This window comes from Rhodococcus sp. P4_F3_2, from assembly GCF_056401335.1.
Map to the genome: position 1 here is coordinate 82810 of NZ_JBFUJN010000001.1, position 20943 is coordinate 103752.

Annotated in this window: 23 protein-coding genes; 13 read left to right on the top strand and 10 right to left on the bottom strand. The window is 62.3% G+C overall.

The features are described 5' to 3' along the window. Positions 1-4: 4 nt before the first annotated feature. Entirely contained in the window at positions 5-1210 is a 1206-nt protein-coding gene (locus AC1DWA_RS00405) for an enhanced intracellular survival protein Eis (RefSeq protein WP_070795671.1), read from the bottom strand. Between the two features lie 133 nt (positions 1211-1343). On the opposite strand from AC1DWA_RS00405, the gene AC1DWA_RS00410 reads away from it, so the two are divergent. Next, a complete protein-coding gene (locus AC1DWA_RS00410; RefSeq protein ID WP_477845662.1) occupies positions 1344-2564 on the top strand; it encodes a fatty acid desaturase family protein in 1221 nt (406 codons plus the stop codon). 4 nt (positions 2565-2568) lie between these two features. Here the strand turns inward: AC1DWA_RS00410 and AC1DWA_RS00415 are convergent, their stop codons facing one another. From AC1DWA_RS00415 to AC1DWA_RS00430, 4 genes are all read right to left on the bottom strand, one after another. Then, entirely contained in the window at positions 2569-3237 is a 669-nt protein-coding gene (locus tag AC1DWA_RS00415; protein ID WP_021345548.1) for a methionine ABC transporter permease, read from the bottom strand. Continuing rightward, entirely contained in the window at positions 3234-4235 is a 1002-nt protein-coding gene (locus AC1DWA_RS00420; RefSeq protein ID WP_477845663.1) for a methionine ABC transporter ATP-binding protein, read from the bottom strand. Before AC1DWA_RS00420 ends, AC1DWA_RS00415 begins: the two co-directional genes overlap by 4 nt. A gap of 12 nt (positions 4236-4247) precedes the next feature. Further along, positions 4248-5105, bottom strand: coding sequence for a MetQ/NlpA family ABC transporter substrate-binding protein (locus AC1DWA_RS00425; protein ID WP_029256255.1), 858 nt, complete (start codon positions 5103-5105; stop codon positions 4248-4250). 115 nt (positions 5106-5220) lie between these two features. Then, complete coding sequence (locus AC1DWA_RS00430; protein ID WP_042952936.1) at positions 5221-5679, bottom strand: nuclear transport factor 2 family protein; 459 nt, start codon at positions 5677-5679, stop codon at positions 5221-5223. Between the two features lie 130 nt (positions 5680-5809). On the opposite strand from AC1DWA_RS00430, the gene AC1DWA_RS00435 reads away from it, so the two are divergent. From AC1DWA_RS00435 to AC1DWA_RS00460, 6 genes are read left to right on the top strand one after another with little or no spacing between them, the layout of a single operon-like run. Continuing rightward, entirely contained in the window at positions 5810-6976 is a 1167-nt protein-coding gene (locus AC1DWA_RS00435; RefSeq protein ID WP_020970792.1) for an acyl-CoA dehydrogenase family protein, read from the top strand. Then, a complete protein-coding gene (locus AC1DWA_RS00440; protein ID WP_020970791.1) occupies positions 6973-7920 on the top strand; it encodes a bifunctional MaoC family dehydratase N-terminal/OB-fold nucleic acid binding domain-containing protein in 948 nt (315 codons plus the stop codon). Before AC1DWA_RS00435 ends, AC1DWA_RS00440 begins: the two co-directional genes overlap by 4 nt. Further along, a complete protein-coding gene (locus AC1DWA_RS00445; protein WP_020970790.1) occupies positions 7920-9035 on the top strand; it encodes an acyl-CoA dehydrogenase family protein in 1116 nt (371 codons plus the stop codon). The genes AC1DWA_RS00440 and AC1DWA_RS00445 overlap by 1 nt, the downstream gene beginning before the upstream one ends. Next, positions 9032-9460 (top strand): MaoC family dehydratase, encoded by a 429-nt coding sequence (locus tag AC1DWA_RS00450; RefSeq protein ID WP_020909133.1) that lies wholly within the window; start codon positions 9032-9034, stop codon positions 9458-9460. Before AC1DWA_RS00445 ends, AC1DWA_RS00450 begins: the two co-directional genes overlap by 4 nt. Further along, a complete protein-coding gene (locus AC1DWA_RS00455; protein WP_020970789.1) occupies positions 9460-10638 on the top strand; it encodes a lipid-transfer protein in 1179 nt (392 codons plus the stop codon). The genes AC1DWA_RS00450 and AC1DWA_RS00455 overlap by 1 nt, the downstream gene beginning before the upstream one ends. Positions 10639-10652: 14 nt before the next feature. Further along, entirely contained in the window at positions 10653-11474 is an 822-nt protein-coding gene (locus tag AC1DWA_RS00460; RefSeq protein ID WP_020970788.1) for a MaoC/PaaZ C-terminal domain-containing protein, read from the top strand. A 110-nt stretch (positions 11475-11584) separates the two neighbouring features. Here AC1DWA_RS00460 and AC1DWA_RS00465 read toward each other — a convergent pair whose 3' ends face one another. Next, positions 11585-12361 (bottom strand): SDR family oxidoreductase, encoded by a 777-nt coding sequence (locus tag AC1DWA_RS00465; RefSeq protein WP_003940546.1) that lies wholly within the window; start codon positions 12359-12361, stop codon positions 11585-11587. 198 nt (positions 12362-12559) lie between these two features. On the opposite strand from AC1DWA_RS00465, the gene AC1DWA_RS00470 reads away from it, so the two are divergent. Then, complete coding sequence (locus AC1DWA_RS00470) at positions 12560-13321, top strand: SDR family NAD(P)-dependent oxidoreductase (RefSeq protein ID WP_020909130.1); 762 nt, start codon at positions 12560-12562, stop codon at positions 13319-13321. Positions 13322-13336: 15 nt separating this feature from the next. Here the strand turns inward: AC1DWA_RS00470 and AC1DWA_RS00475 are convergent, their stop codons facing one another. From AC1DWA_RS00475 to AC1DWA_RS00485, 3 genes are read right to left on the bottom strand one after another with little or no spacing between them, the layout of a single operon-like run. Beyond that, positions 13337-13714, bottom strand: coding sequence for an SDR family NAD(P)-dependent oxidoreductase (locus tag AC1DWA_RS00475; RefSeq protein ID WP_477916429.1), 378 nt, complete (start codon positions 13712-13714; stop codon positions 13337-13339). Further along, entirely contained in the window at positions 13683-13862 is a 180-nt protein-coding gene (locus AC1DWA_RS00480) for an SDR family NAD(P)-dependent oxidoreductase (RefSeq protein WP_020909129.1), read from the bottom strand. The genes AC1DWA_RS00475 and AC1DWA_RS00480 overlap by 32 nt, the downstream gene beginning before the upstream one ends. Then, on the bottom strand, positions 13859-14497 hold the full coding sequence (locus AC1DWA_RS00485; protein WP_020970786.1) for a hypothetical protein: 639 nt from the start codon (positions 14495-14497) through the stop codon (positions 13859-13861). Before AC1DWA_RS00485 ends, AC1DWA_RS00480 begins: the two co-directional genes overlap by 4 nt. A gap of 188 nt (positions 14498-14685) precedes the next feature. Between AC1DWA_RS00485 and AC1DWA_RS00490 the strand changes: the two genes are divergently transcribed. From AC1DWA_RS00490 to AC1DWA_RS00510, 5 genes are all read left to right on the top strand, one after another. Next, positions 14686-15585, top strand: coding sequence for a LysR family transcriptional regulator (locus tag AC1DWA_RS00490; protein ID WP_020970785.1), 900 nt, complete (start codon positions 14686-14688; stop codon positions 15583-15585). 84 nt (positions 15586-15669) lie between these two features. Then, positions 15670-16701, top strand: coding sequence for a hypothetical protein (locus AC1DWA_RS00495; RefSeq protein ID WP_477845664.1), 1032 nt, complete (start codon positions 15670-15672; stop codon positions 16699-16701). A 5-nt stretch (positions 16702-16706) separates the two neighbouring features. After that, positions 16707-17693, top strand: a complete 987-nt coding sequence (locus AC1DWA_RS00500; RefSeq protein WP_020970783.1) for a hypothetical protein — start codon at positions 16707-16709, stop codon at positions 17691-17693. A gap of 9 nt (positions 17694-17702) precedes the next feature. Beyond that, a complete protein-coding gene (locus AC1DWA_RS00505; RefSeq protein ID WP_477845665.1) occupies positions 17703-18992 on the top strand; it encodes an adenylosuccinate synthetase in 1290 nt (429 codons plus the stop codon). Next, positions 18989-19639 (top strand): NUDIX hydrolase, encoded by a 651-nt coding sequence (locus AC1DWA_RS00510; protein ID WP_070795673.1) that lies wholly within the window; start codon positions 18989-18991, stop codon positions 19637-19639. Before AC1DWA_RS00505 ends, AC1DWA_RS00510 begins: the two co-directional genes overlap by 4 nt. A 6-nt stretch (positions 19640-19645) precedes the next feature. Here AC1DWA_RS00510 and hppD read toward each other — a convergent pair whose 3' ends face one another. Then, a complete protein-coding gene (hppD, locus tag AC1DWA_RS00515) occupies positions 19646-20851 on the bottom strand; it encodes a 4-hydroxyphenylpyruvate dioxygenase (RefSeq protein ID WP_477916430.1) in 1206 nt (401 codons plus the stop codon). Positions 20852-20943: the final 92 nt, after the last annotated feature.

Here is a 20943-nt window from a genome sequence, read left to right on the forward strand (position 1 = left end):
ATCATCAGAATCCGTACCCGAGAATTGCGGGCTTCTCTGCGTTGAAAGCGAAGTCGAAATTCCGGATCTCCCGCGGATCGGACGCGTGGAGTCGGTGCGCCGCCGCGAAGGTCTTGGCCTGGTGCTCGCCCAGGTACAAGCTGCTCAGGACATCAGAGGGCATCGTGATCGCGGGCTCCGCGTCAGTGGCCGTACAGGTGGCCTTGCCACCCTTGACCTGAAGTGCAAAAGTTCCGCCGGCCTTCAGGAACGGATCTTCGACCTTGATGACGGTGTCCAGGTCAGCAGCATATTCGCGAGCCTCGAGAGCCGCGGGCACGTCCATGATGCGCAGCCACAGTCGATCGGAGCGCGTCGTCGTCCGGGCAAGACGGTAGTCCGTCAGCATCAGCCGGAGTGGATCGGCAGGATGTTGGCGTGTCTCGATCCGGGTGACGAGGTCGAGGCCGCAGATCGTGCGCCACAGCGCCGCGTGCGCGTCTTCGGTGATGGTGACGAACTCGTCGATCCGGGCGATGCTGTCGCGGCCCTCGTTCGTGTGCCGGTAAGCGATGTATCCGTCCGCGTGTGTCAGAAAGAACAGTCCGGAGGCGCCGTCACGATCCTCGGACGGGTCGGCGAACATGTGGTCCCAGAGCGGTTGCGGACGCAATTGAGCGCCGGGTGTCAGCAGTCGCCAGCGATCGTAGATCTCGGGTAGAAGCGTCGAGGCAGCTTTGACGTCGACGATCGACACGCCACCGTTGTCGGGCACCTCGGGGCGGAACCGCGCGAAGCGGCGATCGAGGGTGATGCCCTCGCTGAAGGTGGCCGGGCCGTATCCGAAGCGGTTGTAGATGCCGGCCTCGCTGGCCGTCAGGGCGGCAAGTGGTGCTCCGGTCGACTCGATGTGGGCGTGAAGTGCAGTGAACATCGAGCGTAGGACGCCACGGCGACGGTGAGTCGGTGCGACGGATACCCAGGTGATCCCACGCGTGGGGAGCTGGCGTCCGCCGGGCACGGTGAATTCCATGTCGATTTCGATGGCCACGCCGACGGGTAGGTCACCGTCGACGGCGAGGATGATGTCCTCGGGCTTGTAGAGCGCCTTCGTCAGTTCGCTGACCGCGGGAGACGGGTGAAAACCGAACCCCACCGAGTCGAGTAGTTGGAGAGCCGGCCAGTCGCTCTCGGTAGCGGTGCGGATGGTGATCTTGTTTTCGGGGCTCACGTATATCGACTTTGGCATAGATTGCGTGAAGACGCACATGAATATCGGGGCTGACGTTTCCGCACCGGCTCCCCGGGGTACCGCCCGACGGACCAGTCCTGCGGCACGGAGAAAACCGATACGGAGAAACACTGTGGCGATCACCGACATCAAGGAATATGCCCATCTCACCGAGGAAGACGTCGAAGCGCTCGGGCGCGAGTTGGACGCCATTCGGCTCGACATCGAGGAGAAGCGCGGCGCGCACGATGCTCGATACATCCAGCGGACGATCGCGTTTCAACGCTCTCTGATGGTGGCCGGCCGCGTCGTCTTGTTCGCCAGCAAGAAGAAGCCTGCCTGGATTCTGGGGACTGCGCTGCTTGGGGTCGGCAAGATCATCGAGAACATGGAACTCGGCCACAACATCATCCACGGTCAGTGGGACTGGATGAACGATCCCGAGATTCACTCGAGCAACTGGGAGTGGGACAACACCTGCCCGTCCTCGGGATGGAAGCACTCGCACAACTTCACTCATCACAAGTTCACCAACATCGTCGGCCTCGACAACGATGTCGGCTACGGCATCATGCGCGTCACGCGCGATCAGAAGTGGCACGCCGACTATCTCTTCCAACCGATCACGAATTTCGTGCTGGCGACCCTCTTCGAGTGGGGCGTCGCACTGCATCACCTCGAGACCGACAAGCTTCGCAAGGGCGAGGTGAAGTGGTCCGAGAAATCGGAGATGGCCAAGGACGTCGGAAAGAAGATCGCGCGACAGGTGGCGAAGGATTACATCCTGTTCCCCGCCCTGACCGGCCCGGCGTGGAAGACCACGTTGACGGCCAACGCCGTTGCAAATCTCATCCGCAACTATTGGAGTTACGCCGTCATCTTCTGCGGGCACTTCCCCGACGGTGCCGAGAAGTTCACGCTCGAGGAATTCGAGAACGAATCCCGCGCTCAGTGGTACTTACGACAAATGCTGGGGTCCGCCAACTTTCATGCCGGTCCCGTCATGGCCTTTATGAGCGGCAACCTCTGCTACCAGATCGAGCATCACTGCTTCCCTGACCTGCCGAGCAATCGGTACTCGGAAATCGCGGTGCCGCTGCGGGACTTGTGTGACAAGTACGACCTCCCGTACACCACCGGGCCGCTGTGGAAGCAGTACGGATTGACGTTGCGGACCATCTGGAAGTTGTCGCTGCCCAACAGGTTTCTCTCCGCGTCCCAGGACGATGCTCCGGAGACGCACTCGGAGTTGAAGTTCCGCATCCGCGGCGGAATCAAGGAAGTCTTCGGCGTCGATCCGCAGACCGGTAAGCGGCGCGGCCTGCGAACTGCGATCGCGATGGTGTCGAGCTGATCGGTTACCGCTTGTGGGCCATCGAACGAACTACGAGATCGCCGGTCGACTGGATCGCCTGAACCAACACGATCAAGATCACGACAGCGACGAACAGCACCGGTGTGTTGAATCGTTGGTAGCCGTACTTGATTGCGAAGTCGCCGAGACCGCCGGCGCCGATGGCGCCTGCCATGGCCGAGAAACCGATCAGCATCACCGCCGTCAGGGTTGCTCCGGCTACCAATCCCGGAACTGATTCGGGCAGTAGCACTTTGACGATGATGTCCTTGTCGGTGGCGCCCATGGATCGTGCTGCTTCGACGCGTCCGGAATCGACCTCACGCAGTGCGTTCTCGACGACGCGAGCGAAGAAGGGCACCGAGCCGATGGTCAGCGGGACGATCGCTGCCGTCGCCCCGAGCGCTGTTCCGACGATCGCCCGCGTCGCCGGGATGAGGAGGACCAACAGAATCACGAACGGCAGCGAACGGCCGATGTTCACCACGGTGCCCAGTACCGAATTGAGAACGCGGTTCGGACGGATTCCGTCGGGCGCGCTCGCGTGCAACAGAACGCCGAGGGCGATACCGATGATCACGGTGAGCACGAACGAGACGCCGACCATGTAGAGCGTGTCGAGTAGGGCTTCCCATGCTTCGCCCAGGGAATCCTGCCAGGACGTCTTGTTCATGAGAACGTCACCTTCACTCCGCGCTGCGAAAGATGTTCTTCGACAGACTTTCTTGTCTCTTCGTCGTTGGCGAGTCCGGTGTGCGAGGCGAACTCCACGCGAAGGCGGCCGACCTGATGGGCTCCGATGTCCTCGATACCGCCGGAGATCACGGTGACGTCGACATCGAGATCACGCGAGAGTTGGGAAATCACAGGCGAGGTCGACAGCGAATCGACAAAGGTGAGGAGTGCCGGAATTCCGGTCGGGGACGTTCGCACCGTTCCGGTCGGCAGTAGCGCCTCGCCGAGGGGGGAGTCCGGGTCCACAACCAGTTCGGTGAGCGTTCCCTCGTCGACGATGCGTCCCTGGTCGATCAGGGCGGCGCGGTGACAGATCCGTCGAACCACGTTGAGCTCGTGGGTGATCAGAACAATGGTCACACCCAGACGTCGATTGAGGTCGGCGAGCAGGTCGAGGGTCGAATCGGTCGTATCCGAGTCGAGGGCGCTCGTGGCTTCGTCGCACAGGAGGACATCGGGAGAAGCCGCCAAGGCCCTCGCGATCCCGACCCGTTGTTTCTGTCCGCCGGACAGTTGCGAAGGGAAGGCGTCACGTCGGTCTTCCAGGCCGACCAACTCGATCAGCTCGTCGACGCGGGCACGGCGATCTGCCCGCGAGTACCCCGCCACTTCGAGAGGAAAGGCGATGTTGGCGGCGACCGAGCGGGAGTGCAGCAGGTTGAAATGCTGGAACACGACACCGATCCGCTTGCGTGCATCGCGCAACTGCGCCGGGCTCAACGCGGTCAGATCGGTGTCGCCCAACAGAATCCGGCCACTGGTCGGGCGTTCGAGCAGGTTGAGGCAGCGCAGCAGAGTCGATTTACCGGCGCCGCTCTTGCCGATGATGCCGAAGATCTCGCCGTCTTCGATTTTCAGGGACACGGAATCGAGTGCATGCAGAACTTTTGTGCCGCTGCCGTATTCCTTGGAGACCGATTCGATCGAGAAGACCATGACGGGTCTCGATCAGGTAGCGCTGGCCGGAATGACCGAGCCCTGGTAGGTCTGCTCGATGAACGTCGCGACGTCGGTGGACGTCAATGCCTCGGCCAACTTCTGCACTCGCGCATCGTTTTCGAGGGAGGTGCGAACCGTCAGGACGTTGGCGTACGGGTTGCCCTCGGCCTTCTCGAGCACCAGTGCGTCCTTGGCGGGATTGAGGCCGCCTTCGATTGCGTAGTTGCCGTTGATGATTGCGAGATCGACATTTCCGTCGTCGAGAGTGCGCGGAAGCTGCGGGGGATCGACCTGGGTGAACGTGAGTCCCTTGGGGTTGTCGATGATGTTCTTCTCGCTGATCTGCGTGATGTCGGTGCCGGGGGCTCCCAACTGCTGATCGAGCTTGATCAAACCGGCCTGCTGCAGCAGGTACAGCCCACGGGCGAAGTTCGTCACGTTGTTGGACAAAGCGACCGTTGCGCCCTGGCGCAGGTCGGCCAGGTTGGTGACCTTCTTGGAATATGCACCGAGGGGCTCGACGTGGACCTTCGCCACGGCGACCAGGTCGTCGACACCCTTTTCCTTCGACCACGATTCCTGATACGGCACGTGCTGGAAGAAGTTGGCGTCGGTGTCGCCCGCTTCGAGCACCTCGTTGGCGTCGAGGTCGCCGGTGATCTCGCTGACCTCGATCTTGGTGTCGCCGAGCAGGCCCTTTTCTTCGACGAACTTCAAGATCTCGGCGTGCGGAACCGAAGAAGCGACGATGCGAAGGGGCGCGTTCTCATCGGAGGAGTTGTCGCTCGAGCACGCTGCGACGGTTCCGACTGCGACGGCGGCCACTGCGAAGGCAGCGAGGAATCTTCTGGTGCGCGAGCGTGACATGTGAATCTCCAAGACATAGCCGAACGTCACGCCGAGATGGCGTGACAGTTGCTGAACGCTAGCCCGGTAAACCTCCCGTGAGGAGATACAGAATCACCGCGATTTTTTCCTGTACCTATTGTCCGAGCAGGATGATCGGAACGTCCTCGGCAAAATCGACTACCAATTCGCGACGCGAGAACAGCCAGGTGCCGTCGACCTTTTCGAAGCTGTCCTGATAACGAATCTCGATCCGGTTGTCCCGGTGGCCCTCGCCCCGCGGATAGATGTGGTGCGCGGAGCAGTAGGCCTCACCGTGCGCGGTGGTGGGGCTGTCGAGGTCGAGGATCTGCTGCTCGACGATGTGCCGGGTCGAGTGCAGATGTGAGACGGCATCGACCACCGAACTGCTGACGACGGTGTTCCCACGTATCTCCGTCGGCGCATCCGTTCCGTTCAATGCCGGCGGCAAGACGAATGCCACGTCGTCAGTGAAGAGAGCCGCAAGCGCGGTGGTGTTTCGGCGGTCGACGGCCTGTGCATACCTGGCGGCCAAGTCGGTGAGAGCGACGCGATCCGAGGAGTCCATGCGCATATCTCACCCTATGTGACGCCGCTCATGTTTCGGCTTCCCGCTCAACGAGACATTCACAGCGCCCCCCTGGGCATCTGGTTAGCGTCCAGACCAAGAGTTGCCAGCCATGAATGCCATAGGAGAAACAGCGATGGATCTGAGGGAATCGCCCGAGCAGCAGGAGCTCCGCAAGGAGTTGCGCGCGTACTTCGCGGCGCTGCTGCCGGAAGAGAAACGTCGCGCGGCCGGCGAGCAAGGTGTGGGTGGCGAGTACTTCCGCGAGATCGTGAAGTTGCTGGGTAAGGACGGCTGGCTCGGCATCGGCTGGCCCAAGGAATTCGGTGGACAGGGACGCTCCATCGAAGAACAGTTCGTGTTCTTCGACGAGGTTCAGCGCGCGGGACTGCCGTTCCCCTTCGTGACGGTCAATACCGTCGGACCGACGTTGATGAAGTACGGCACCGAAGAGCAGAAGGAACGATTCCTGCCCGGCATTCTTGCCGGCGACATCGTCTTCGCCATCGGCTACACCGAGCCCGAGGCCGGCACCGACCTCGCATCACTCAAGACTCGTGCGGTTCTCGACGGTGACGAGTGGATCGTCGACGGCAACAAGATCTTCACCAGTGGCGCAAACACCGCCGACTACGTGTGGCTGGCCTGCCGCACCGACGCGGACGCCCCCAAGCACAAGGGCATTTCGATCCTGATCGTCCCCACCGAGGACGCAGGCTTCGAGTGGTCACCGATCAACACCGTCGGCGGTTTGATGGTGACGTCCACGTACTACTCCGGCATTCGTGTTCCGTCGAAGGACGTTGTCGGCGAGGTCAACGGCGGCTGGCAGCTCATCACCGCTCAGCTCAATCACGAGCGAATCGGCTTGGCGGCCATCGGTGGTCGCACTTACGGTCTGTGGAACCTGGTTCTGGACTGGGCCAAGGAAAACGGCGCCATCAACATCCCGTGGGTGCAGCAGGACTTCGCTCGTACACACGCCAAGCTCGAGGCCATGCGACTGCTGAACTGGAAGATGACGGCAGCCGTCGCGCAGGACACGCTCTCCGGAGCCGACGCCGGCGCTACCAAGACGTACGGGACCGAGACTCACGTCGACGTCTACCGCACTCTGCTCGGAATTCTCGGCTCCGCCGGACGCATCCGCCCCGAGTCTCCGGGCGCTTTGCTTGCCGGTCAGATCGAGCAGATCTCGCGTCAGGGTGTCGTGAACACCTTCGGCGGCGGCGTCAACGAGGTTCTGCGTGACATGGTCGGCACCATCGGCTTGGGACTCGTTCGCGAAAAGAGGGTCAAGTGAGCGACATTTCGGCGCAACTCGACGCTTTTGTCGGCCAGACGCTTGTTCCCACAACCTGGGGGCCAGACGAGGTCAACATCCCCATGATCCGGCATTGGGCCGAGACCATGGGCGATACCAACCCCGTTTACCTCGACGACGACGCTGCCCGCGCCACCGGCCGTGACGGCGTCGTCGCTCCCGCTCAGATGCTTCAGGTTTGGATCATGCGGACGTTCACCGACAAGATGGCGGGCAACGACCCGTCACAGGTGTGGACCGATCTGATCGCCACCCTCGACGCTGCGGGCTACAGTTCCGTCGTCGCCACCGATTCCGATCAGGAGTTCTTCGCCGAACTGCGCCCAGGCGATCGCGTGAACTACACCGAGGTCATCGAGTCGATTTCCCCTGAAAAGAAGACCGGACTCGGCGTCGGGCACTTCGTGACGACGCTCAAGACGTACCGCAACGGCGACGACGAAGTTGTCGGCACCCAACGGTGGCGGACGCTGCGGTTCAAGCCTCAGGAAGCTGCTGCACCGGAGGCGCCGCGCGCACTGCGTCCGCGTCCGGCTCTCAACGCGGACAACGCTTTCTGGTTCGAAGCGGCCAAAGAGCACCGTCTGGTGATCCAGCGCTGCAGGTCCTGCAAGACGTTGCGTCATCCCACCGGCCCGATGTGCGGCGAGTGCCAGTCACTCGAGTGGGACACGATCGACGCGTCGGGGCGTGGCACGGTGTACAGCTTCGTGGTCAATCATCACCCCAAGATCGACGCGTTCGACTACCCGCTCATCGTTGCGGTAATCGAACTCGAAGAGGGAACCCGATTGATCGCCAACATGGTGGGTATCGCGCCCGAAGATGTCGTGGTCGACATGCCCGTGGAACTTGACTGGATCGACGCCGACCCGGATCTGACGCTTCCCGCGTTCCGGCCGGCCGTACGCGAGGAGCACTGATGGACTTCAATTTCAGCGAAGAGCAGGACGCGATTCGCTCACTGGCCGACGAGGTCTTCACCAGCAAGGCAACGATCGAGCGCACCAAGGAGATCGAACTTTCCGCCGAGCGTGTCGACCGCGAACTGTGGCGAGAACTCGCGAGTACCGGCCTGCTCGGTATCGCACTGCCCGAGGAGTTCGGCGGCGGCGGACTCGGCTTGTCCGAGCTGTACGCACTGCTGGAGGAGCAGGGCCGTCACGTTGCGGCCGTGCCGATCTGGGAAACGATCCTTGCGGCATTGGCTGTCAACGAGTTCGGTTCCGATTCCCTTCGTGCCGAGCTCCTTCCGAGTGTTGCCGACGGCAGTCGATTCCTGACCGTCGGGCTCGAGGAATTCGGGCCGTACACGGGCGGCGACCCGCTGACCACGGCCGAGCAGGACGCCGACGGCAACTGGACCGTGACGGGTGAGAAGGCAGTAGTGCCGATGACTCACGTCGCGAACCTTGCTCTCGTTTCGGCAACCGCTTCCACCGGTACGGCACTGCTGCTTGTGGATCTGAGTGCCGAAGGAGTGACGCTCGAACAGACGCAGTCCACCAACTGGGAGATCTGTGCCAACGTCACCTTTGCCGGTGCCCCCGCGCAGCTGATCGGTGCGGCTGACGGCACCACGGTTCCGTGGCTGATCGACCGAGTTGAGCTGGCATTGGCCGCAATTCAATGGGGTGTCGGCTCGGGTGCAGTCGCGCAGGCTGTCACGTACCTGAACGGCCGCAAGCAGTTCGGCCGTCCGCTGGCGACCTTCCAGGCCGTCAATCATCAACTCGCTGACTGCTACATCGATCTCGAAGCGATGAGGGTGACACTATGGCAGGCCGCCTGGCGTATCTCCGAGGGATTGGATCTCGGCACCTCGGTACTGGTCGCCAAGTGGTGGGCAACCGACGGCGGACAGCGCGTCGTGCATCGCACCACGCATGTCCACGGCGGTATGGGCGTCGACACCGACTACCCGGTTCACCGTCACCTCTTGTGGGGCAAGCAGATTGCTGCCACCCTCGGCGGTTCCAGCTCCGATCTCGCGCGTCTGGGTGCGCAGCTCGCATCCGGTGTGGAGGTGCTCGCATGACCGTACTTGCCGGTCGCAGTTACGCAGACGTCGTTGTCGGAGAGGCATTGCCCGAGTTGGCGATCCCGTTGACCCGCACGTTGATCGTCGCCACCGCAATCGCCACCCGCGATTTCCAGGACGTGCACCACGATCCGAGCCTGGCCCAGGAGCGCGGCTCCAAGGACGTCTTCATGAACATCCTCACGAGCAACGGTCTTGTCGGTCGATACGTCACGGACTGGGCCGGATCTGCATCGACCCTGCGCCGCATCGCCATTCGTCTCGGGGCGCCCAACTACCCGGGTGACACCATGACGATGACCGGTGAGGTCGTGTCCAAGGAAGACGGAGTGGTCGTGGTCAAGGTGCAGGGTGCAAACAGCCTCGGCAACCATGCATCCGGCACCGTCGCAGTCGCTTTCAAGGAAGAGGAGAGGCTCTGATGGCGATCAGCCCGCTCTCGGGAGCCGCCGCCATCGTCGGCATCGGATCCACCGAGTTCTCCAAGAACTCCGGCCGCACCGAACTGCAGTTGGCGTGTGAGGCCATCGTCGCGGCACTCGCTGACGCCGGTATCGATCCGTCCGAGGTCGACGGTCTATCCACCTACACGTCGGAGACGAACGGCGAAGCCATTGTGGCTCGCAACTGTGGCCTCGGCGAGCTGAAGTTCTTCTCGCGCATTCACTACGGCGGCGGCGCCGCGTGTGCCACCGTGCAGCAGGCGGCCATGGCAGTTGCGACGGGTGTTGCCGACGTCGTGGTTTGTTACCGCGCCTTCAACGAGCGCTCCGGTGTGCGCTACGGCCTTGGGCAGCACGATCGACCCATGGACAGCACCGCGGATCGCGCGGCATATGCGTGGATGACTCCGCAGGGATTGTCGACTCCCGCTCAGTGGGTCGCCATGTTCGCCCGCCGCTACATGCACCAGTACGGTGCGACGAGTGAGGACTTCGGACGAGTTGCAGTGGTGGCGCGCAAGCATGCCGCCAACAACCCGGCTGCCTGGTTCTACGAGCGTCCGATCACACTCGAGGACCATCAGAACTCGCGCTGGATCGCCGAGCCTCTGCACCTGCTCGACTGCTGCCAGGAAACCGACGGCGGCCAGGCATTGGTCATCGTCTCTGCCGAGCGTGCAAAGGATCTGGCCAACAAGCCCGTCATCATCAAGGGCGCCGCTCAGGGCAGTAGCAGGGATCAGCACATGATGACCAGCTACTACCGTCCTGACATCTCGGGTATCCCGGAGATGGGCCTGGTTGCTCGTCAGTTGTACGGCCAGAGCGGCCTGACCCCTGATGACATCAACGCCGCGATTCTGTACGACCACTTCACCCCGTTGGTGCTTCCGCAGCTCGAAGAACTGGGCTTCTGCAAGCCAGGCGAAGCCAAGGACTTCATTCGCGAAGGCAACCTCGAGATCGGTGGACGCTTGCCGTCCAACACTCACGGTGGTCAGGTCGGCGAGGCATACCTGCACGGCGTCAACGGAATTGCCGAAGGTGTGCGACTGGTCCGAGGAACGTCGACCAATCAGCCCGCCGGCGTCGAAAACGTCTTGGTCACAGCCGGAACGGCAGTGCCCACCAGCGGTCTCGTTCTGGGCGCTGTTTAAGAGAGGAAATGACAGTGACAACTTCGGAAGCTGCGAAGACCGCCGGCGATTGGCGCGGAGCCGATCTCGGCACCCGCACCGTGGCGTACACCGAGCGCGACGCGATCTTGTACGCACTCGCCGTGGGCGCCAAGTCAACCGAGCTGGACCTCGTCTTCGAGGATCAGCTTCGGGTACTGCCGACTTTTGCTCTGACGCTGGCACAGTGGGCTCCCGACGCTCTGGGCTCGGCGGGCGCCTTCGACACCTCGACGGCACTGCACGGCTCGCAAGAGTTGAAAGTGCTTGCTCCGCTTCCGCGTAGCGGCGAGGTGACGTTGAAGGCTTCGGTCGGCGAGGTGTGGGACAAGGGCGCAGCAGCGGTGTTCGAAGTGAAGGTGGAATGCGAATACTTCGTCGCGACCTGGTCACTTTTTGCTCCCGGTGCCGGTGGATTCGGCGGAGAACGTGGACCCTCACGTCCGGCGGAGCCGACCGGTGAGCCTTCGCTGACCGGTGTGCTGACCACAGCGGAGAACCAGACGGCGATGTACCGGCTCCTGGGCGACAAACACCACATCCACATCGATCCCGAGGCTGCGGCGCGGATCAACCAGCCGCGTCCGATCATGCACGGGCTGTGCACGTTGGCAGCCAGCACACTCGAGCTTGCTCGGGTCGCCGGAGTGCATCCGGCTGATCTTGTCAGTCTCGAAGGTCGATTCGCTGCGGCGATCCATCCGGGTGAGTCGCCGTCCATCATTGCGTGGGGAACTCCCGACGACTTGGCTTTCCAGGTCACCAAGGGTGATCAGGTAGCGATTTCCGGTGCACGAGTGAGCTTCTCCGCTCACTAGTCCCTCCAGACTCAACTGCGGGGTGCTTGACCCCTTGTCGCGCCCCGCAGTTGTTTGCACGAAGAAGCAGCCCCTGAGCGATTCGCTCAGGGGCTGCTCTGTGCTTGTGTTCAGTCCTGATGGGTCGCCATGTAGCGAGCCGGGTACTCACCGCCGCCGTGAACGGCGATGTCGGCGCCGTTGACGTACGAGGAGAGTGGGCTTGCCAGGAACAGGCAGGAGTTTGCGATATCGGCCGGGACGGCCATGCGCTCCATCGGAATGGTCCTGGTGACCGCCGCGCCGCCGTCGGCGCCGTAGACCTCGGCGGCAGCCTCGGTACGGATCAGGCCGGTGGTGATGTGGTTGATCCGGACCTTCGGCGCCCATTCGAGGGCCAATGCCTTGGTCAGAACGAGGAGGCCGGCCTTGGCTGCGCTGTACGCCGCGGTTCCGGGCTGCGGATCGATTGCCGAGACACTGCCGATGTTGATGATGGCACCGCCGTCGTCCTGAGTCTGCATCACTGCGTTGGCGGCCTGGGCAACGTTGAAGGGTGCCAACAGGTTCAGGGCCACGATCTTCTCGACGAAGCGGGGTGACACCGTCGCAGCATCGGCATCGGGGGAGCCGCCGGCGTTGTTGACCAGGACGTCCAGACGGCCGAAGCGCTCGACGGCATCCTGGACGAGGGCTGCGGCGTCGGCGGGATCGCGGACGTCCGTGGCGCGAAAGGCTGCGCTACGGCCGTCGGCGGTGGGTAGGTTTTCGGGCTCGTTACGGCCACAGACCAGCACGTTCGCACCCGCGGCGAGGAAGGTTTCGGCGATGACATAGCCGATGCCTTTGGTGCCGCCAGTGACGATCACCGAGCGTCCGCTGAAATCGACGGGGTTGGGCAGTGTCACGGTGGAGCCTTCCTGGTGCGGTGCCGAGCTGAATTGCCGCCCAATGTGATTGACGCGACGTGGTCGCACACCTTAGGGTCAAGCAAGTGCTTGGTTGTTTTGTAGGTCGAGTGTAGACGACAAACGGCGGCAGTCACCAGAATCGACCGGTCCTTCCCGCAAAGGGACCTCTGCGTCGACAGACATTGGAGTAGTCACATGGGCAAGCTCGAAGGCAAAGTTGCACTCATCACGGGTGCGGGTCAGGGAATCGGGCAGGGGATTGCCCTGGCCTTGGCCAAAGAGGGCGCCGTGATCGCCGTTGCCGGTCGCACCGAATCCAAGTTGCACACCACCTGCGGACTACTCGCTGACATCGGTGCGCGCGGTGAGGCCGTGGTTTGTGACGTCAGCAAGAAGGACGACATCACGGCGGCCGTGGACCGAACCGTCGAACTGTTCGGCGGAATCGACATCCTGGTCAACAACGCCAACGACTGCAAGCCCGGCCCGCTCTTGAGCGTGCTGGACGAAGACTTCGAGCGTTCTTTCGCGACGGGCCCACTCGCCACCCTGCGCATGATGCAGGCGTCGTACCCGCACATGAACAGTCGTGGCGGTGGCGTCATCATCAACATGGTCACCTCGGCAGCCGTGCGCTGGGATGCGAGTAACTACGGCGCTTACGGTTCCATCAAGGAAGGCATGCGCTCGTTGACCCGCGCTGCCGCCTGCGAATGGGGCAAGGACAACATCCGCGTTCTCAACGTCGCCCCGCACGCCAAGACCCCCGCGTTGCAGTGGTGGATGGACAAGAATCCGGAAGAGGCGGCGGCTTTTGTCGCGGGTATCCCGCTGGGACGCGTCGGAGATCCCGAGACCGACATCGGTCGTGCCGTCGTCTTCCTCGTCAGTGAAGACGCCGGTTACCTGACGGGTGCCACGATCCCGCTCGACGGCGGTCAGTCGCGCTGGGGCTGACCGCCATCGACCCGATCAGGTCATCACGGCGCCGCCGTCGACGGCAATCGTCTGCCCGGTGACGTTGCGAGCCTTGTCGCTGAGCAAGAACGCGACCATCTCGGCGATGTCTCCGGGCGTCTGGGCTCGACCCATCGGAACCATTTGGGCAACAAAAGAATCGAAGACATCAGCATCGGAAATGCCCGCTAGTGCAGCATCACGCCGACGCAGTTCCTTGATGGTTCGCAGCCACATGTCGGTGAGGATCAGCCCGGGCATGACCGTGTTCGAACGGAGCCCTCGAGTCGCGCCGATCCGGGCGACGCTGTGACTCATCTCGATCACGGCGGCCTTCGACGGCCCGTAGAGCGCGAGCATGTCACCGCCCAAGCGGGCACCGATCGACGCCAAGGCTTTCCAGGCGTGCTGCGGTGTCGGCGAGTGCAGCCTCTTCGATGTCGAGTAGAAGCAGGGTGCCGAAGTCCTCGGCAAGCCGCTCGGCAATAGCGGCGCCCAACCCGGCCGCTGCGCCCGTGACAATGGCTACGGGCGCGCTCACGGCAGGTGCGTTTCGAGCAGTGGGGCAAGCAGTTCGGCTGCGCGCGCTGCCGTGATGACCTCGCTCGGATCCACCTTGGTGACGACTTTCGAAGCAGAATCTTCGTAGACGTGCTCACCGATGAGTCGACCCTGCTCGTCGTACGGCCAGACGAATGCCAAGGTCCGACGTACGAGATACCAACCGTCGGAGTCGATGCCCGACGACTGTTCAGGGGCTGCGGACGTGGATCCGCCCGATTCGTGCACCGCGCCGAACACCCCGTCTCCGAGGATCGATCCAGGAACGAATTGACTGAAGAGTGTCTCACCCGAGAACCCGCTGTCCGATACCGCGAAGTCGGACTTCCCGGTCCACATGACAAGGGTGTCCGTCTCGGCGAGTGACTGGTAGAAGTTGGTGACGGCGTCGATGCCGTCGAGGACAATCGACTGACCGTCTTCGAACAACCGGTAGACGGGTTCTTCGACGGTCATGTCCGGCGAGAGGATTTCCTTGTAGCGACCGGAGACCTCGAGCAAGGCGTGGCGTCGGTAGTTACGGAGGATCTTCTGGTGCCGCGGATTGTCGATGGTTTCCAATTGCTTTTCGACGCCATCCATCATGTGGACGAATTCGTGCTCGTACTTGCTCATCACATCTCCTGGTTTCGCGGATTCGGCGGGCTGTCCGGATCTGCGACAACTGTGACCTGGCGAGGCATTCGCTGTACATGTAGATCTTTGTTCGAGAATTGCCAGTTTGCTTAACTCCGCTGTTCAGATACCGTGATGGTCGTCACTTTAAGTCGAGCGGCGGGCCGAAAACAACCGAATGGACGGTAATGAAGAAGGCGAGAAGAGGCGAAGATCTGAATCTGCGGTTGGTGTCCTCGTTGCTCGTCGTCGTGGCGGAAGGGCACTTCGGGCGAGCGGCAGACCGGCTGTTCGTCACCGCGCCCGCCCTCAGTCAGCAGATTCGACGACTCGAGGAGCAGGTGGGAGTCGAGTTGGTCGATCGCAGTTCGCATCCGGTGGTGCTCACCGCCGCGGGTGAGGTGTTCGTCGCGGATGCGCGGCCCGCTCTCGAGTTTGCCGTTCGCGCGATGAACGGTCTCGACGCACTCGAGCGTCGGCGGGCCAGGCGGTTGCGGATCGGATTCATCAACGGGGCTGCCGGGAGTTTGGGGCGTGCGGTGATCGATTCGTTGCACGCGGAGGTGGAGCTCGTCCAGTTGGATTGGTCCCAACAGGTTTCGGCGGTGGCGAGCGCGACCGTCGACGCGGCATTCGTGCGACCGCCACTGCCGGTGCTCGACGGTGTGGTGCTCGAACGGATAGGCGTCGAACCGCGGGTGGTGGCTCTGCCTCGAGGGCACCAACTGGCGGGTCGCGCGAGCATCGAGATTTCTGAAATAGATGGGACTGTGCAGGTTTCGAGTGACGGCGCACCACCCGAATGGGTGAAATGGTGGTCGGTGGACCCGCGCCCGAGTGGTGTACCCGTCCGGTACGGTCCCTCGGTCCGCACGATGGACGAAGCACTCGAGGTTGTCGCCAACGGTCGGGCGGTGGTGATAACGGCAGCAACCATTGCCGAGTACTACACCCGCTCGGATATCAGTTTCGTGCGCATTTCCGACATCGAGCAGTGTTCGATCGATCTGTGTACCCGCGAGGGTGACAGCAGTCCGGCAGTGATCGAGCTACGCAAAGCTGTTTCAGCCCTCGGTGCCGCCAGGTGATTGCCGTGTCCTGATGTGATGCGCATGTACTCGGATGAAATGCGCATTCTTGCCGTCTTTCTTTTAGTCAGTTAGACTAAAACCATGAAAACGATCAGCACGACACTTGAAATCGTCGAGGCGGCACGAGTTTCGGCCGATGTGTTCGGGGGAGACTCCAGCGATCTCGACACCCGTCGCGCTGCAAAGCGTCGTTTTCATCGGCTCGCCTCCGCCATCCATCCGGACCGGGCGAAGCCCGAAGATCGGGTGCGATACTCGGCCGCAACATCTCGGTTGAACGAGCTTTACCGCAGTTGGGCAGCGGAGTTCGAACCGGCAGATTCTCGACCCGTTTATGTCGGCGAGCGGGGCGAGTACACGTTGGGTGGACTGGTAGCGCGCGGCTCGGTCGCTAACCTGTACCGGTCCGATGCCGCCGTCGTACTGAAGATTCCGCGAAACCCTCGGGCGAACTCGATGATCGAGGCCGAACGGAATGTGTTGACGGACATCGAGAATTCGTGCGAAGCCGGTTGGGCAGTCTCGTACTTCCCGCGATTGATCGATCGAATCACCCATGTGGGCAGCGGCACGAGACGTCAGATCGATGTGTTGGACGATCTGACCGAAGGTTTTGTGAGTCTCGCCGACGTCCGTGAGGCGTATCCAGGTGGCCTCGATCCACGGGACTGGGCGTGGATGCACCGACGGCTACTTCGGGCTCTGGCAGCAGCGCATGCGACTGGTTGGGTGCACACCGCGATTACCGCGGAGAACGTGCTGATCGAGCCTGATCGGCACGGGGTGGTGCTGGCCGGCTGGTCCTTTGCCACCCGTACGGGCAGCCGCCCGGTGGCGACGATCGGTTCCGATCGTGATTCGTACCCACCGGAACTCGGCGAAGGAGCGTCTCCGGCCTGGGACGTCTACATGGCTCATCATTTGATGCTCCGAATGCTGGGCGAGCAGGCCCACGAACGGATGAAGGCGTTTGCCGACGGCTGCATGCAGGACAACCCGAGATTGCGTCCCGACGCGGTCGACCTACTTGGCGAGTTCGACGAACTCCTCGATCTTCTCTATGGCCAGCGGACATTTCGTCCGTTCGCCGTTCCATCCACGAAAGGACAGTGATTGTCATGGGCTACGGATACTGGGACGACAACACCTATTTGGCGGGCAAGACTTTTCGTGCCGCACGCGGTGTCGACGATTTCGGTTACACCGATTCGCTTCGGTCGCGTCCGCGAAGCAGTTGGAAAGCGGACCCGACCCTCGACCCCTTCGGCGTCGACAAGCGTGAATGCCGAGACTCGGACGGGCACCCCGATTCTCTCCCGATAGCAGTGCTTTTCGATGTCACCGGCTCGATGGGCGCTGTTCCTCGAATCATGCAGGACAAGCTCGGAAAGCTGCACGGGCTGCTGCAACGCAAGGGATATGCGGATGATCCGCAGATCCTGTTCGGTGGTATCGGCGACGCCGATTCCGATCAGGTGCCACTACAAGTCGGCCAGTTCGAGTCGGGAAACGCGATGGACGAGCAGCTTCGGACCATCTTCCTCGAGGGCAACGGTGGTGGTCAGAAGTCGGAAAGCTATGAATTGGCAGCGTATTTCATGGCGCGCCACACCAGTACGGATGCCTGGGAGAAGCGCGGAAGGAAAGGCTACCTCTTCATCATCGGCGACGAGCTGAACAAGCCGCGGCTCTCGGCTCGTCACATCCGTTCGGTGATCGGGGACAAGGTACGTCAGGACGTGTCGGTGCCGTCGATCTACCGTGAACTCGAAGAAAGATGGAACGTCTACTTCGTTCTGCCGGATCAGTCGTCGTACTTCAACGATCCGGAAATCGCGGATCACTGGAAGACGTTGCTCGGTGAACGCTTCGTCAAACTCGACGATCCCGCCGCGGTGTGCGAACTGATCGCGCTGACGGTCGGAATCGGCGAGGACCGCATCGACCTGCGTGACGGACTGGCGGATCTCCGCGACATCGGTTCAAGAGCTGAAGCCGAGACTGTCGGCAAGGCTCTCGCCCTGATTCCAGGGCGCAGCACCGCGACGGTGGCCGGGTTGCCCCGCGATCTCGGAACCGGCACGGACGATGTCGATTTCGCCTAGAAGGAGAACATGATGGAGCCGTTCGAAGACCGCGATATCGTCGTCGTAGACCTCGGGTTCGGAGATGCAGGGAAGGGAGCAACCGTCGATTGGCTTTGCTCCGATCGAGCCGATCTGAATGTGGCCGCAGTGGTCGGCTTCAACGGTGGGGCACAGGCAGCGCACAACGTGACGGTCGGCGAGCGCCACCACACGTTTTCGCAGTTCGGCTCGGGAACGCTGTCCGGCGTCCCGACGTTTCTCTCGAGATTCGTGTTGGTCGAACCCATCGCGCTCGCACGGGAAGCACGTGCACTGGAAGCGCTCGGAGTTCGAAATCCGTTCGACCTGATACGGATCGACGCGCGCGCACTGTTGACGACACCGATCCACGTGGCCGCCAACAGGGCCCGTGAGGATGCTCGCGGCGGTAACCGACACGGCTCGTGTGGCAAGGGGATCGGTGAGACCGCGGCGTATGCGCTCGAAGTTGCCGATGCGCCGACGGTGGGAGACTGCCGGCGACCTGAGTCCTTGCGTCGTAAGTTGTCGGCGTTGGCCACATTCTACGGACCGTTGATCGCGGAGAGTCGCCACGGTTTTCCGCCGATCGACGACATGGTCGACATGTACGCGGAATTCGGTGCCGTCGTGGACATCTCCGACCCGGATGCGCTGGGCGCGTTGGGTGCCGGTGGTCGTCTGGTGTTCGAGGGGGCACAAGGTGTCCTTCTCGACGAATGGCGGGGGTTTCACCCACACACCACGTGGTCGACGGTCGAGCCGTCCAACGCGCGAGCGATGATCGACGAGTTGGGCCGGGACAGTTACGTACTCGGCGTCACCCGCACGTACATGACACGACACGGAGCTGGGCCGTTCCCGACGGAGGATCCGGAGCTGGCGAAGGTGTTGCCCGAGCTGCACAACGGGACGGGTGAGTATCAAGGCGGATTCCGGACGGGCCACTTCGACGAGTTGTTGTTGCACTACGCAATCGAGGTGAGCGGTGGCGTCGACGGCTTAGCGCTTACTCATCTCGACGCGATGGATCGCGCGCGGGCTGCAGGCATCCCGATCCACGGGGTGCACGCGTACGAAGGATTGCCGTTCGTTCCCGTCGGAGAGTGGAAGGATCTCGATCACCAGCAGGCGCTGACAGATTCCCTGAAAGCCGTAGGGGTCGTGCCGAAGGAACTTCCGGCCGACCCGGAGGATTTCGCCCGGTATCTGAGCGAGGAAATGGGTGCGCCGGTAGTGCTGACCGCGAACGGTGCCGACCGGGTCGATCGTCAGGTGCGATGCCCAGTGCCTGCATGATGGACGGTGTGGACCAGTCACTTGTCTCGATCGATGTCATCGCGCTCCGGTTCGGCAATCCGGAACCCGGGATGTTGCGATTTGCCGTCACTCCGCGGCGAGCGGAGCCGTACACCGGGCAGTTGGCGCTGCCCGGTGTACTGCTGGGCGCCGGTGAGCGGCTGCAGGAGGCCGCCAGGCGAGCCGTGACCACCAAGCTCGGAATTCCCGACGAGAAGATCCTCGTCAGCGGTCAATTGACCGTGTTCGACGAACCCAATCGCGACCCCCGCGGTCCGACGCTCTCGGTGACCATGTGGGCAGTGATCTCGTCGGACGAGGTGCCGGGTTCGGCCGAATGGGTGAGCTGGGACAACCCGGGGGACCTTGCGTTCGACCACAATCGGATAGTCGCCGATACCCGCCCGATCCTTGCTGACACCCTGTTGTGGCGAGATCAGGCTTTCACGCGGGCACTACTGGGTCCGTCGTTTCCGGCGTCGTACGCGCTGGCCGTGGCGGAGGAGCTTTCCGGTGTGCGTCCGGACCCGGGCAACTTGAACCGGACGCTCAAAGCGTTGCCAGGGCTGGAACGTACGGACGAACGAGTCCGGGTCAGTGCCACCGGGCGACCCGCGGTGGTCTGGGCGTGGACCGAAAACAGCTGACCTACCTCAGAAGTTGCCCCGCGCGGCCTGCTCACGCTCGATCGCTTCGAACAGGGCTTTGAAGTTTCCCAGTCCGAATCCCAGTGAGCCGTGGCGTTCGATGATCTCGAAGAACACGGTGGGACGATCTCCGATCGGCTTGGTGAAGATCTGAAGAAGATAGCCGTCCTCGTCGCGGTCGACGAGGATGCCTCGCTTCTGCAATTCCTCGATCGGAACTCGAACCTCTCCGATACGCGCGCGCAATTCGGGATCCTCGTAATACGAAGCAGGAGTAGAGAGAAACTCGATTCCTTCGTCGACCAGAGCATCGACTGCTCCGAGGATGTCGTTGGTCGCAAGCGCGAGATGCTGAGCGYCGGGACCTTGGTAGAACTCGAGGTACTCGTCGATCTGTGACCGCTTCTTCGCGATGGCAGGTTCGTTGAGTGGGAACTTGACTCGGTGATTGCCGCTCGAGACGACCTTGCTCATCAGCGCGGAGTAGTCGGTGGCTATGTCGCCGCCCACGAACTCGGCCATGTTGGTGAATCCCATGACCCGGTTGTAGAAGTCGACCCACTGGTCCATCTTGCCGAGTTCGACATTGCCGACGACGTGGTCGAGGGCCTGAAAGATTCGCTTGGGCGCGCCGTCACGCTTGCGGTACGACGACGTCCGTTCAACGTATCCGGGAAGGTAAGGGCCGGTGTAGCGGGAACGGTCGACGAGGGTGTGCCGAGTCTCGCCGTACGTCGCGATGCTGGCCAGGCGAACGGTGCCGTGCTCGTCGGTGATGTCGTGCGGTTCGCTCAACACCGTCGCGCCTTGGGTGATGGCGTGTGCGATGCACTTGTCCACGTCAGGGACGCTGAGCGCGATGTCGCGGATACCGTCGCCGTGACGGCTGTGATGTTCGATCAGCGGACTTGCCGGATCCACAGCGCCCTTGACGACAAACCGCACCGCCCCACTCTTGAGTACAAACGCGTGGTGGTCGCGGTTTCCCGTCGACGGGCCTGAATAGGCCACCAATTCCATGCCGAACGCGGACTGGAAGAAATGTGAAGTCTGCGTGGCATTTCCGACGATCCATTCGAGGCCGTCCCAACCGCTCACGGGGAAGGGATCGTGATCGCTGTCGTACTCGACCAAGCCGACCAACTGGCGCAATTGCTCCAGATCCAGGCCGGCCAGCTGTTCGTCGTCGGTGAGAGTCTGTTCGACGGTCATGATGAGTCCCCTCTGAGTGCGATGTACACAGCGCGGTGCTCGAGTTATGTTCGGCACTGCCAGTACAAACAGATAAGTCCTTCAGAGGTTGG

What these genes read in the sequence shown, in the direction of transcription:
- AC1DWA_RS00415 (WP_021345548.1), bottom strand. Translation starts at nt 3,237, where the DNA reads ATGAACAAGACGTCCTGGCAGGATTCCCTGGGCGAAGCATGGGAAGCC.
- AC1DWA_RS00420 (WP_477845663.1), bottom strand. Translation starts at nt 4,235, where the DNA reads ATGGTCTTCTCGATCGAATCGGTCTCCAAGGAATACGGCAGCGGCACA.
- AC1DWA_RS00425 (WP_029256255.1), bottom strand. Translation starts at nt 5,105, where the DNA reads ATGTCACGCTCGCGCACCAGAAGATTCCTCGCTGCCTTCGCAGTGGCC.
- AC1DWA_RS00430 (WP_042952936.1), bottom strand. Translation starts at nt 5,679, where the DNA reads ATGCGCATGGACTCCTCGGATCGCGTCGCTCTCACCGACTTGGCCGCC.
- AC1DWA_RS00435 (WP_020970792.1), top strand. Translation starts at nt 5,810, where the DNA reads ATGGATCTGAGGGAATCGCCCGAGCAGCAGGAGCTCCGCAAGGAGTTG.
- AC1DWA_RS00445 (WP_020970790.1), top strand. Translation starts at nt 7,920, where the DNA reads ATGGACTTCAATTTCAGCGAAGAGCAGGACGCGATTCGCTCACTGGCC.
- AC1DWA_RS00450 (WP_020909133.1), top strand. Translation starts at nt 9,032, where the DNA reads ATGACCGTACTTGCCGGTCGCAGTTACGCAGACGTCGTTGTCGGAGAG.
- AC1DWA_RS00455 (WP_020970789.1), top strand. Translation starts at nt 9,460, where the DNA reads ATGGCGATCAGCCCGCTCTCGGGAGCCGCCGCCATCGTCGGCATCGGA.
- AC1DWA_RS00470 (WP_020909130.1), top strand. Translation starts at nt 12,560, where the DNA reads ATGGGCAAGCTCGAAGGCAAAGTTGCACTCATCACGGGTGCGGGTCAG.
- AC1DWA_RS00485 (WP_020970786.1), bottom strand. Translation starts at nt 14,497, where the DNA reads ATGAGCAAGTACGAGCACGAATTCGTCCACATGATGGATGGCGTCGAA.
- AC1DWA_RS00490 (WP_020970785.1), top strand. Translation starts at nt 14,686, where the DNA reads ATGAAGAAGGCGAGAAGAGGCGAAGATCTGAATCTGCGGTTGGTGTCC.
- AC1DWA_RS00495 (WP_477845664.1), top strand. Translation starts at nt 15,670, where the DNA reads ATGAAAACGATCAGCACGACACTTGAAATCGTCGAGGCGGCACGAGTT.
- AC1DWA_RS00500 (WP_020970783.1), top strand. Translation starts at nt 16,707, where the DNA reads ATGGGCTACGGATACTGGGACGACAACACCTATTTGGCGGGCAAGACT.
- AC1DWA_RS00505 (WP_477845665.1), top strand. Translation starts at nt 17,703, where the DNA reads ATGATGGAGCCGTTCGAAGACCGCGATATCGTCGTCGTAGACCTCGGG.
- AC1DWA_RS00510 (WP_070795673.1), top strand. Translation starts at nt 18,989, where the DNA reads ATGATGGACGGTGTGGACCAGTCACTTGTCTCGATCGATGTCATCGCG.